Here is a 12,167-nt window from a genome sequence, read left to right on the forward strand (position 1 = left end):
AAACGCCTCTTTCCGTTAAGAAAGAGGCGCAGAATTAAGAGTTTCCATGCCTCTTATCTTCCAGAAATAAAATATCTGGTGGAATTAGCACCGTGCCTTGCGGGATGTTCATCCCGGCGCATAAAGCGCCCCTTCTCACGAAGGTATTACGGTCGGTTGCTGGGCGTCATAGGGCCAATGTCCCTCTGCCTGCTCTTGATAAGAGTACTAAGTTTTATATGCGGTTTTTGTTATGAGATGAATCCTATCACGGTTCAGAATAGACTGTCAACAGGAATTTTTGAATTATTTTCAATTTGTGAAATGACTGATCGTTCCGTTCCACGTGCTCTTTATGAAGAATTTCTATTTAGGCGCGCTGGATTTTTTGTAAGCTATCGATTCATTGTCGGCGCTGCTGGCTGCTTTTGCAATTCCCCACTCACTCCAATAAAAAATTAAGCCCCTTTAAGCGGAAGTTTTTCGCTGCGCGAAAAATTCCAAGGTTTGAAAGGAGCCTTCGCTGGCGGCGAAGGCTTTTCCATTTCTGTTCTTTTGTTTTTGAGGGGTTTTGTTGTAGCTTGTTGAAGTTGTAGCCGGTTTCGGTCGTGATTTCATCTGTTTTTCTGTGAAAACGGTCGTTGATTGAGAGGGGCGGCGTTTTTTAGTGAATGATTTGAGGGAAATTAGCGATTTCGGATGGGATTTGACTCTCATGGGTGATGATTTTTCATTTCCAATCAGTATTAATTTCCAAATTAAGGATTTACTGTCCAGAATAGCCGAAATACTTTCCATTTCACCCTAAATACTTTCCAAATTGACCAAAATACTTTCCAAAACAGCCACTTTACTTTCCAAATTCATTTCTCAATCTTTATTTCCAAATTAAGGATTTACTGTCCGCATTCTCAAAATACTGTCCGCAAAACGGAAATACTGTCCGGATCGGCCTGTTTACTGTCCGGAGCCCTTTCCGCCGCCAAATCTAAACCCCTAATTGCCTACAGTTCGCTGCGCAAACTGCTGGGTTCGTGAGCGGCGAGCCGCTCACTCCCCACTATGCAGTTTTACCACTGGCATCTCTCCCAAAAAACTTTCTCACAATTCCCTGTTGACAGAATTCTTCGCACATGGAATAATCAGAATTACTTTATTGCAACAACCAACCGAATATCAATTCTTATTTAGAGCAGGTGGAGGGACAAGCCCTACGAAGCCCGGCAACCGGTCCAGCAATGGACACGGTGCTAATTCTTGCAGCCAGAAATGAATGGCTGAGAAATAAGAAGTCGTTAACGCCCTTAACCTCTTCTTATTTGAAGAGGTTTTTTTATTTGAAATAAAGGAGTGTCACATATGAGCAGACTGACAGCGAGCTATCAGGTATACGGCAAAGCGGGGTCTTTTGAAAAGAAGGCGGAAGGCATCGCGCTCGGACTCACGATCGGATCGTGGACCGACTTGCCGCTTCTCGAACAGGAGCAATTGAAAAAACATAAAGGCTATGTGGTATCGGTGGAGGAATTTCCACAAAGCCCTCACCCCCTCAAGCCCGATGCAATCAAAGCGCATATCAAAGTTTCCTATCCGAGCGCGAATTTCTCGGCGGATCTGCCGGCTATTCTGACCACCGTTTTCGGCAAATTGTCGCTCGACGGCGAAGTGAGATTATTGGATCTCGATTTTGAGGAAGGTCTATTGAAACAATTTCCTGGACCGCGCTTTGGCATCGACGGCATCCGCGGATTGCTCGACGTCCACGGCCGCCCGCTCGTCATGAGCATCTTCAAAGGCGTGATTGGCCGGGACATCGATTATTTAACAGCGCAGCTCAGACAGCAAGCGCTTGGCGGCGTCGACCTGGTCAAAGACGACGAAATCCTGTTCGACAATCCGCTGACACCTTTTGAACAGCGCATCACCGCTGCGAAACAAGTGCTCCATGAAGTCTATAGCGAAACCGGCCACCGGACGCTTTATGCGGTGAACCTCTCAGGCCGCACATCTCAACTGCGCGATAAAGCACGAAAAGCTCGCGAACTCGGCGCCGACGCTTTACTATTCAATGTCCATGCTTACGGACTCGATGTGCTGCAGGAACTGGCGGAAGATGACGAAATTGCACTTCCGCTCATGGCGCATCCAGCGTTCAGCGGCGCGTTCACTTCTTCTCCGTTCTACGGCGTCGCTGCACCGCTCGCGCTCGGCAAATTGACACGCTACGCCGGCGCTGACTTTTCATTGTTCCCCTCTCCTTACGGCAGTGTTGCCATGGAGAAGACAGCGGCACTGGCACTTGGCGAACAGTTAACGAATGAAAGCCTGTTGAAACCGGCGTTTCCAGTTCCTTCCGCCGGCATTCATCCGGGACTCGTACCGTTACTCATCAACGATTTCGGAATCGACAGCATCATCAACGCAGGCGGCGGTGTCCATGGACATCCGGACGGCGCAGCAGGCGGCGGCAAAGCATTCCGCCAGGCGGTCGATGCTGTCCTGCAGAATCAAACATTGGAAAACGCCAGTGAACAGCAGCCAGAATTAAAAACAGCTTTGGAATTATGGGGGTAATCATGAAACAGCCAATCATCTTTTGTGATTTTGATGGCACAATCACAACCAATGATAATTTAATCGCCATCATGAAGCATTTCAATCCACCGGGCTGGGAACCGATCAAAGACGAGATTCTCGCTCAAACTATCTCCATACGTGAAGGTGTCAAAAAGATGTTTTCTTTATTGCCATCATCCAAAAAGGACGAAGTCATCGCCTACGTGCTCGAGCAGGCAGAGATCCGGGAAGGCTTTGCAGATTTCGTCGCCTATACGAGACAGCACAATATTCCGCTCTATATCGTCAGCGGCGGAATCGACTTTTTCGTTTACCCGCTGCTCGAACCGTTCGGACCGTTTGCCGGCATTTATTGCAACGAAGCCGATTTCTCAGGCGACACTATCCGCATCGATTTCCCGCACGGCTGCGACGAACAATGCGCAAGCCAAGGCTGCGGCTGCTGCAAGCCGTCGATCATCCGGAAGCTGCTTGCAGACGGCGGCACGAGCATTGTCATCGGCGACTCAATCACCGACCTGCAGGCAGCAAAATATGCCGACTTGGTCATTGCCCGCGATTTCCTGATTGAAAAATGCGAAGAACTGAACATCCCTTATGAGCCTTTTGAGAATTTCGGGGACGTTACGGAAATCATCGATTCGAAATTGGGTGTACGGTCATGACGGCAGAACAGACATTGACGAAGTTACAGGAAAAATGGAATGAGCTGGCGGACGTCAAGGACGTGCTTGCCGGACGCGACTGGTTCATGGGCACAAGCGGCAATCTCGCCATCAAAGTAAGCGATGCCCCTCTCCAGTTCCTGGTCACAGCAAGCGGCAAGGATAAATACAAACGGACCGATGAGGATTTCCTCCTCGTCGATGCGGCAGGCGAGCCGGTCGAAGCCACTCACCTTAAGCCTTCCGCCGAAACTTTGCTGCACAGCGCCATCTACAATAAAACTGGTGCAGGCTGCAGCCTCCATGTCCACACCGTTGCCAATAACGTCCTGTCCGAACATTATGGACGCGACGGCAAAATCGATTTCAAAGGACAGGAGCTCATCAAAGCATTCGGCTTATGGGATGAAGATGCCGTGCTGTCCATACCCATTATCGCCAATCACGCTCATATTCCGCGGCTGGCGGAAGATTTCGAAGAACACCTGACGGCCGATAAAGGCGCAGTACTCATCCGCAATCACGGCATCACCATATGGGGCAAAGACGCTTTTGAAGCGAAGAAATTATTGGAGGCCAGCGAGTTTTTATTTCAATATCAACTGGCATTACTTCAAATAAAATAAACCCAATCAGAGAGGAAGATTATTAATGGCAATCATCAAAATTCAAGGTACAGACGAAACGATTGAAGCGCAAAACGAAGTCGCAGCATTTTTGGAACAGCAGGAAGTTGTTTATGAACACTGGGATATCAATAAACTGCCGGAACCGCTCCGTGAAAAATTCGATTTGAGCGATGACGAGAAAGAACAGATCCTGCAAGCGTTCAAAGCGGAAATCGACGATATCTCCGAGCGTCGCAACTACAAAGCGGCTGACGTCATTTCCCTTTCCGATTCGAATCCGAAACTGGATGAATTATTGAAGAACTTCCAGCGCAAACATATCCATACAGACGACGAAGTCCGCTATATCGTCAGCGGCCACGGCGTTTTCATCATCCAGGGCAAAGACGAGCGCTTTTTCGAAGTCCACCTGACGCCTGGCGATTTGATTTCCGTACCGGAAAACATCACGCATTACTTCACCCTCTCCGATGACCGCAAAGTAGTCGCAGTACGCATCTTCGTTACGACTGAAGGATGGGTGCCGGTTTACCAGGAAGAAAGCGTGCAAAGCTGAAAGCATTCTAACTAAATGAAAACAGAATCCCGGAGAAGAAGCGCATCGCTTCGAGTCTCCGGGATTTTTTTGTATAAAAAAGCTTTTCATCACCGGCGTTTTGGGGGATAGTGTAACAAATGAACACGCCGCACGTCCGCTTTTTGGAACGGCTGGCGTTCTGTTGATTCAAGGAGAGATTCTAATGGCACTATTAATGACCGATAACGAAATTACATTGGCAATTGTCCAGTCACTGAAAGAAGGGCGAATCCTGGAGTTCCAAGAAGTCATGGATGAACTGCAGCCCTATGATATGGCGCAGCATTACCTCCGCATACCGGACAAGCACCGCACCAAATTCCTTCTATACTTAACGACGGAACAATTGACGGAATTGATGGATGAACTGGACAGCGAAGAGCAGATGGAAATCCTGCAGAAACTGGGCGTCGAAAAATCCAAGAAAGTTCTCGACCGGATGGATAACGATGACCTGGCTTCGCTGCTCGCTGACATCGAGCCCCATCGCGCCGATGAATTGCTGGCGAATATGAACAGCGATGAATCGACGATTGTCCAGAACCTGATGAATTACCCGCCTGAAACGGCCGGCCGGATCATGAACCCACGCTACGTCTGGATTCCGAGCCATTACACCATCCGTGAAGCCATCGACAAGATTAAGCATTTTGTTCATTACGCCGAATTTCTAAACTACCTGTACGTGGTCGATGAGGATAAACGTCTTGAAGGGGTTGTATCCTATAAGGATCTGCTTCTCGGTGAGCTGGATGAAGAAATCAAAAATGTCATGTACAGCCGCGTTGTAAAAGCGGATGTAATGACGGACCAGGAAGAAGTCGCCAATCTGATCAGCCGCTACGATTTCGTCTCGCTGCCGATTGTGGAAGATGACAACCGGCTCGTCGGTGTTGTGACCGTCGATGACGTAATCGATGTCGTTATGCAGGAAGCCAATGAGGATATCGAGAAACTATCCGCTTCCGGTAAATCGATTGATTTCAAAACAAAACCGATTGTCGCCGCTTACCGTCGCCTGCCGTGGCTCGTCCTTTTGCTGTTTATCGGCTTGCTGTCCGGCGGCATCATCAGCCGGTTCGAGGCGACGCTTGAAACGGTTGTCGCGCTGACTTTCTTCATGCCGATGATTGCGGGCATGACCGGCAACACCGGCACCCAGTCGCTGGCGGTGGTCGTCCGCGGCCTCGTATCGCAGAAACCGAATTTCCGCCAAAGCATCAAATTGATTGTCCGGGAATTATGGGTCGGCATCATCATCGGTATAATTTGCGCCGTGCTGATCACAGGCATCGCTTATTTCTGGCAAGGCAGCCTCGTGCTCGGCTTTGTCGTCGGCAGCTCGCTGCTCCTGACGCTGATTATCGGAACCATGGCCGGCACCATCATTCCTTTAATTCTATTCAAATTAAACATCGATCCCGCCGTCGCATCGGGGCCGCTGATTACGACAATAAATGATATTTTGTCGCTGCTGATCTATTTCGGCATCGCCACTGTTTTCATCACGCAATTGATGTAGAAAGTTGCGCCAGTACTATTCCCTTTATTCCTATTAAATTACTTGGTATAATGTCCAAAAGAGTAAAGGGGTTGCATTATGACTATTCCAAAACCGCTTGTCCAAATAAATCAGAGTTTTATTGTATTGTCCGTTATTGCCGGGCTGATCCTTTCACCAGCTATCCTCCTGCTGCCGTTTGCAGTGGGTGTCTATACATTGATCACGAAGAAAAATCCAGTCATCATGGCCGCCAGACCGCTTTTGAAGAAGCCGGCCAATGAATATATCCAGGAAGACCGCGACCAGCAATTGTTCAATCAATGGATTGCGACTGTCTGCCTCGGGTTATCGCTGGTATTTTTCTCCGCCGGAATCACGGCAGCCGCTTATTTCTTCAGCATCATGGTCATGGCAGCAGCCGGCATTGCGTTGATGGGCTATTGCATCGGCTGTACCATTCGCTACCGTTTGATGATGATGAAGCACAACCGCACCCGGACGAATTAAATACTGTACGCCTCATTGAAAGTGAAATCTTTCTAATGAGGCGTTTTTATATGCTTAATTTCAATTTGCAGTTTCATAATTCCGAAATTTCGCTATACTGGAAATAATAGGGGGGAGTTGCTGGTGAAATTGGTTAAAGGATTTATCGAAGGATACAAAGGTTACGCTGTTCAATACCTGCTCATCCGGCAGGAAGAAGCTTCCGGCCGTCTCGCTCTAATGCTGCCGGGCGCCGGGTATACGAGCCAGGCACCGCTGTTCCATTACGCTACGGATATCTACCTGCAAAAAGGCTACGATGTTTTAAGTGTGAATTACCGCTACAACGATGAATTTTACGATGACTTCACAACGGAAGAATTGAGCGAAGCCGTTCGTTTTGATGTGGCAAAAATCATCGATCAAGTGATGGCCGAATCCTCCTACGAGAAATTCTGCCTGATCGGCAAATCCTTCGGCACCATCGCGATGGCGTCCGAATTGCAGCGTCCGCTGTTCCGGGATGCAAACGCCATCTGGCTGACGCCGCTCATCAAACGGCCGGATGTTTTTGATGCGATGCATACCTTTCCGAACCGGGCACTCAGTTTTATTGGTGATGAAGATCCGGGTTACATTCCAGAACGGTGGAATCAATTAGAAACGAATCCGCAGATGACGCTGCGATTGGTGCCCGGCACCGAGCACAGTCTGGAGATTCCAGGAAAGATCCTCGCTTCCATCGACATCATGAAAGACATCATGGACGAAATCGAGAAATTCTAAAAGGAGGACAATACTGATGACTATAACCACTGTCCAGAAAATCAATCAAATCGGCGTGCCTGTGAAAGATATTACACGGGCGATCGACTTTTACAAAGAACAACTAGGCCTGTCCCTCTTGTTCAGCACAGATACGATGGCGTTCTTCGACTGCGATGGCTTGCGCCTGATGTTGAGCCTGCCGGAAAAAGAGCAATTCGCCCATGCCAGTTCGGTCATTTATTTCGAAGTCGAAGATATTGACCGCAGCTATACAGACTTTCAAGCGCGCGGCGTCGAGTTCAGCGGCCCTCCCCATTGTGTCGTCAAAAATGGTCCCGCTGAAACGTGGATGGCGTTCTTTGAAGATACCGAAGGAAATACGCACGCTCTGACGAGTGATAAGATTTCTTCATAGGAATGAACGAAAGTCCGGACAGCCACAGCCGTCCGGACTTTCGTTTGTGATGGAAAAACATTCGGCGGGGCGAATGTTCCAGGGGATAGTTGCCGCTGTGCGGCGCAACTATCCGATGAATTCAATGTTTTTTCTTTTGGAGGTATGCCCGGATAAGAGCTAGTGAGAGTAGTAATTTCCATTTTTACGGATATACTGTCTGTTATGAGCTAAATACTGTCCATTACGTGTTGAGAGCGAAATTTAACGCCTCAAGTTATGAGAAATCAGCAATCTTATTTTCCATTATTTGGGCTTACTTTCCAAATAGCCTAATTTACTTTCCAGTTTGGCTTAAATACTTTCCAAATTGACTGAAATACTTTCCAATTCGCCATGAATACTTTCTATTTCCTAATTACAGTTGAACGCCGATTTTACTGTATAATATTACCACATAATATTAACTCTCACTCCAAAAAAACACCCCACCAAAGCACTCGCTCCAGAGAGGTGTCTACCTACATCTCCACTTCCGCTTTGGAAGTTTCTTTCACATCTTCCGCTTTCCAATCTTCCGGAAACGTCTTGCGCCATCCTATGACCACTGCCACAATCAGCAGTACCAAATAGACATAGATGCCGTAATCGATCGCCCTTGCGATGAAATGGACGCCGAGGAACGCACCGATGATGAACGTCATCAGCATCATCCGGGCAGTGCCGGGATCCTGTGCGAACTCAAAGGATCTCGTGTACGGAAAGTCTTCATCTTTCATTACTCTATAGGTAATCAGTGATTGCAGAATGGCGCTCAGCAGCACAACGCCAAGGTCCGGCAGGATGCGTGCCGAAAAGATGAATACATATGCAACGCTGATCACCACAAATATAGGAAGATACAGTTTGGCGAGAAACGCTTTAATCGCCGCGCTGAAAGCCGCAGACTCACGCTCAATCGGAGCTGCCCTGAAAACCCAGCCGCCTTTGTAGCTGCCTGAGAATTTCAGCATGAAAATTGTTCCCGGAATCATGATGTTGCAGAAATAGATGAACAAAAACATATTGCCTTCTGAAATATCGGCGAGGCTGCGGATCCGCAATTCATTGAATATGAATAAAAACGGGAAAATCACAGACATTGCGAGATTCGGAAAAGCTTTCAGCTTGAACTCTCTTTCCTTTTTCATCATCAATGCTGAAAATCGGAAAAAACACGTTCTTCCTTGCTGCGGCACAACAGCTTCGCCCAGAATTCATCGAGTAAATGCCTGCCCGGTTTCCGGCTTTTCGTATCGCTCAGCATTTTCTCGAGATTGCGTTCAAATGAAGGCATCAATCGGCTGTACACCAAAATCGCGACAATCGGCACAAGAATTGCAAGTGCAGTAAACGCAATCATATGACCGGCCGTATTGCCGTTCAGTATCATCTCAAACGGCGCACCGTACCAGATCGGCGGAATCAGGTAATGCCACCAGCTGAACGAGTAAGTTATATTGAGATTGGTGAATTCAAATGCATGGATGAGCACTTGGTAACCGACTATGAGTCCCACTGAAAGCAGGATTTGGACGTAATTGATGATGTCTTTCAAGCGCTCTCCGTCGAAATAGCGCAGCACAAACAGGTAAAGCAGCGACGTCAGCACGACAACCAATAACATCGCCAATATTATTTCTCCCAGGAAAATTAGAGAGAACAGAGGTCCGTGCCGGTACAAACCTACGAACAACGGCAAGGCCACAAACGCGCCGGTTACAAAGCTCATATAAATCAGGATATGAATCGTTTTCGCAACCGTAATCGTCTTTTTATCGACCGGTTTCGTCTGCAGCACATTCTTATCGCGGACATCCAGCAGGACCGATGTAAAATCGGCGATCATTGAAGTCATGAGGATAAACAGGATCATGCCGAACATGATACTCATCTGGAAAATGTAATTTTCGCCGATAAACAGGAATGGCAGCAACAGTAAACTGTAGATGCCATAAATCCACAGCGATTTCAGGAATTGATTGCCTTCCTTTTTCTTGCCCATTTCATTGAAAACCGTCGGCACCCGGCGCTCGTCCATTGTCAGTTTGATCCGCAAAATCAGCATCATGACTTCGTAATCGACGCCGAAACGACGGAACAGCCCCTTGAACAATGCGATGAATTTGAGTGATTTAAACTCACGCATCGTCATGGTCTCCTCTTACAACGGAAACGAAATGCGCGGCTTTTTCACGATGCTCGGTAAAGCCGGTCAATTGGTTGAAGATTCCCGATAACGACCCTTCCTCGCTCTGTTCCTGCAATTCTTCGAAACTGCCGTCCGCCACTACTTTGCCGTTCACCAGCAGGACGATGCGATTGCTGATCTTTTCGACCAGATCCATGATATGGGACGAATAAAAGATGGTCTTTCCTTCTTCCGCCAGCTGCGACAGGATTTCCTGGATGACCATCATGCTGTTGGCATCAAGGCCACTCAGAGGCTCATCCCAAAACAGCAGGTCCGGATTATGCAGGAGACTCGAAATGATCAGCACCTTTTGCTTCATTCCTTTCGAAAAAGAAGACAGACGTGCATGACGGACATCAATCAATTCGAATTGCTGCAGCAGGCTTTCCGCTTTTCCTTGGGCAAACGCCTGATCCAAGCCGTAAAGTTCTCCGATGAAGACGAGATACTCCATCGCTGTCAGGTTGTCGTAGGCTTCCGCGTTTTCGGGCACATAGCCGATGCGGCGCTTATAGGACGGGTCGCCAGTTGAAATGTCCTGACCGAAAATCACGACTTTCCCTTTATAATTGTCGATCAAGCCCAGCATGATTTTTACAGTCGTGCTTTTGCCGGCACCATTCGGTCCGATATAGCCGATAATCTGCCCTTTTGACACTTCCAGATTGATGCCGTTCAGCACCTGTTTTCCTCCGTAGCTCATCGTCAAATCCTGAATGGATAGAATCGATTCATTTGCTGAATCCATCTGAACACCTCATTAATTTTATGTAATACATTAATTTTAACATTGAACTGGTTGAATTTGGGAGTCCATTTGGGATTAATAAAAATAGCTGCCGAATAGAATTCGACAGCTTAAAGGGTGTTATTTCCATTTTTATTTAATTCGCATTCACTTTATGATCCAGGCGTTTTACAAGGAATAAATAGGCAAGCAGCGCCAGCAGACACATAGTGAATATAATCAGACCTAATGGTACGGCGGTTTCTTCTCCGGCAACACCGACTAAAGGCGCGGCGATTGCACCGAGTATGAATGGCAGAAGTCCGAGCAATGCAGAAGCACTGCCTGCCACGCGGCTTTGTTCTTCCATCGCCAGCGTGAAGGAAGCGGTGCCGACGACTCCGATTGCCGTGACAAAGAAGAAAATCGGAACGACGACAGCCCACAGCGGTCCATCAACCAATACGACGGCAAGCAGGACGGCGCCTGCAGCAGTCGCCGTATACAGCGCAACTTCAAGGAATTTCTTCTCCGACCACACATGGCTGAAGCGACCGACGGCATAACTGCCGAAAATCAGGCCGATGCCGTTCATTCCGAAAAGGATACTGAATACCTGCGGCGAAACGCCGTAAATGTTCTGGTAGATAAACGGCGTTCCGGCCACGTAGGCAAAGACGCCGCCGATCAACAGTCCCTGCGCCAACGCATAACCGGTAAACTTCCGGTTTTTGATGATGATGCTGAAATTGCTGAAGGTTTCCGTCAGGTTGCCCGGCACTCTTCTTTCCGGCGGGAGGGTTTCTTCAAGGCGCCAAGCGCTAACGAATAAAAGAATGAGCCCCAGCAAACTAAGAATTAGGAAAATCCCTTTCCAGTCGGCAAATAAGAGAACCGTACTCCCCACTGATGGAGCGAGCAGCGGTACGAGGTTATTGACGACCATCAGCAAAGCAAACAGGCGGGTCAATTCCGATCCGCTGCTGACGTCCCGCACTATTGCCCGGGAAATAACGAGCCCGGCAGAAGCTGCAAAGCCTTGTACAAAGCGCAATCCGATGAATATGTATATGTTCGGGGCAAAGATACAGGCGACCGAAGCGATGGCATAAGCTATCAAAAAAATGATCAATGGCTTTTTACGGCCAAGTGAATCACTGAGCGGTCCCGTCACCAATTGACCGAATGCGAGCCCCAGCAAACAGGCGGTCAAGCTGAGCTGTACTGCCGACGCATTGGTATGGTATACCTCTGCCAAAGTCGGAAACGCCGGAAGATACATATCGATGGTAAAAGGAATCATGGCTGTTAAAGCGCCTAAAAGTATGATGAAACGTGATCGTTTCATCCCGGCTAAATTTTTCATTCGTATGGTACCTTCTTTCAATTATATTTCTTCTTAACAAATTCCTGAAAAGAAAATAGCTGTTTTTTAGCCTACCACAGAACAAGTCAGACTTCCCTTTTTTTGGCTTCTGTAGCCTGTGAATTTTCTTTGGAAGGAAAGAATTAAGAAGATATTTCCAGTTTGCAGCGTTATTTTTGCTGAACGCCGATATAATTTTTTAATCGCGCGCAAATCATTTTAATCGCGCATAAATTAGTTTTATCGTGCACAAATCAATTTA

At 47.8% G+C, this 12,167-nt stretch carries 13 protein-coding genes and 2 riboswitches; of the genes, 8 read left to right on the top strand and 5 right to left on the bottom strand.

Annotated elements, in window-relative coordinates:
- Window positions 1-50: 50 nt before the first annotated feature.
- A riboswitch (SAM riboswitch) is annotated at window positions 51-205 on the bottom strand.
- 242 nt (window positions 206-447) lie between these two features.
- A complete protein-coding gene (locus DP120_RS04165; RefSeq protein WP_112222080.1) occupies window positions 448-777 on the bottom strand; it encodes a hypothetical protein in 330 nt (109 codons plus the stop codon).
- Window positions 778-1,159: 382 nt separating this feature from the next.
- Window positions 1,160-1,270, top strand: a riboswitch (SAM riboswitch).
- Window positions 1,271-1,338: 68 nt separating this feature from the next.
- Between DP120_RS04165 and mtnW the strand changes: the two genes are divergently transcribed.
- The 8 genes from mtnW (at window position 1,339) to DP120_RS04205 (ending at window position 7,600) form a co-directional block, all read left to right on the top strand.
- The gene (gene mtnW / locus DP120_RS04170; RefSeq protein ID WP_112222082.1) at window positions 1,339-2,553 is read left to right on the top strand and encodes a 2,3-diketo-5-methylthiopentyl-1-phosphate enolase; all 1,215 of its coding nucleotides are present in this window, start codon (window positions 1,339-1,341) and stop codon (window positions 2,551-2,553) included.
- 2 nt (window positions 2,554-2,555) lie between these two features.
- Window positions 2,556-3,221, top strand: coding sequence for a 2-hydroxy-3-keto-5-methylthiopentenyl-1-phosphate phosphatase (locus DP120_RS04175; protein ID WP_112222084.1), 666 nt, complete (start codon window positions 2,556-2,558; stop codon window positions 3,219-3,221).
- On the top strand, window positions 3,218-3,847 hold the full coding sequence (locus DP120_RS04180; RefSeq protein ID WP_420812419.1) for a methylthioribulose 1-phosphate dehydratase: 630 nt from the start codon (window positions 3,218-3,220) through the stop codon (window positions 3,845-3,847). The genes DP120_RS04175 and DP120_RS04180 overlap by 4 nt, the downstream gene beginning before the upstream one ends.
- A gap of 25 nt (window positions 3,848-3,872) precedes the next feature.
- Complete coding sequence (locus tag DP120_RS04185) at window positions 3,873-4,406, top strand: 1,2-dihydroxy-3-keto-5-methylthiopentene dioxygenase (protein ID WP_112222086.1); 534 nt, start codon at window positions 3,873-3,875, stop codon at window positions 4,404-4,406.
- 184 nt (window positions 4,407-4,590) lie between these two features.
- On the top strand, window positions 4,591-5,949 hold the full coding sequence (gene mgtE, locus DP120_RS04190; protein WP_112222088.1) for a magnesium transporter: 1,359 nt from the start codon (window positions 4,591-4,593) through the stop codon (window positions 5,947-5,949).
- 78 nt (window positions 5,950-6,027) lie between these two features.
- Window positions 6,028-6,438, top strand: coding sequence for a DUF4395 domain-containing protein (locus tag DP120_RS04195; RefSeq protein ID WP_112222090.1), 411 nt, complete (start codon window positions 6,028-6,030; stop codon window positions 6,436-6,438).
- A 123-nt stretch (window positions 6,439-6,561) separates the two neighbouring features.
- On the top strand, window positions 6,562-7,203 hold the full coding sequence (locus DP120_RS04200; protein ID WP_112222092.1) for an alpha/beta fold hydrolase: 642 nt from the start codon (window positions 6,562-6,564) through the stop codon (window positions 7,201-7,203).
- Window positions 7,204-7,219: 16 nt separating this feature from the next.
- Window positions 7,220-7,600 carry a VOC family protein gene (locus DP120_RS04205; RefSeq protein WP_112222094.1) on the top strand — a complete coding sequence of 127 codons (381 nt, stop codon included), beginning with the start codon at window positions 7,220-7,222 and terminating at the stop codon, window positions 7,598-7,600.
- Between the two features lie 500 nt (window positions 7,601-8,100).
- Here DP120_RS04205 and DP120_RS18655 read toward each other — a convergent pair whose 3' ends face one another.
- From DP120_RS18655 to DP120_RS04220, 4 genes are all read right to left on the bottom strand, one after another.
- Window positions 8,101-8,772: a hypothetical protein gene (locus tag DP120_RS18655; RefSeq protein WP_240611963.1), complete on the bottom strand. Its 672-nt coding sequence runs from the start codon at window positions 8,770-8,772 to the stop codon at window positions 8,101-8,103.
- A complete protein-coding gene (locus DP120_RS18660) occupies window positions 8,772-9,767 on the bottom strand; it encodes a hypothetical protein (RefSeq protein ID WP_240611964.1) in 996 nt (331 codons plus the stop codon). Before DP120_RS18660 ends, DP120_RS18655 begins: the two co-directional genes overlap by 1 nt.
- Window positions 9,760-10,560 (bottom strand): ABC transporter ATP-binding protein, encoded by an 801-nt coding sequence (locus tag DP120_RS04215; RefSeq protein ID WP_112222096.1) that lies wholly within the window; start codon window positions 10,558-10,560, stop codon window positions 9,760-9,762. Before DP120_RS04215 ends, DP120_RS18660 begins: the two co-directional genes overlap by 8 nt.
- A gap of 136 nt (window positions 10,561-10,696) precedes the next feature.
- A complete protein-coding gene (locus DP120_RS04220) occupies window positions 10,697-11,887 on the bottom strand; it encodes a multidrug effflux MFS transporter (RefSeq protein WP_420812420.1) in 1,191 nt (396 codons plus the stop codon).
- Window positions 11,888-12,167: the final 280 nt, after the last annotated feature.

The sequence above is a fragment of the Planococcus halotolerans genome (genome assembly GCF_003289955.1).
Taxonomy (GTDB): Bacteria; Bacillota; Bacilli; order Bacillales_A; family Planococcaceae; genus Planococcus; species Planococcus halotolerans.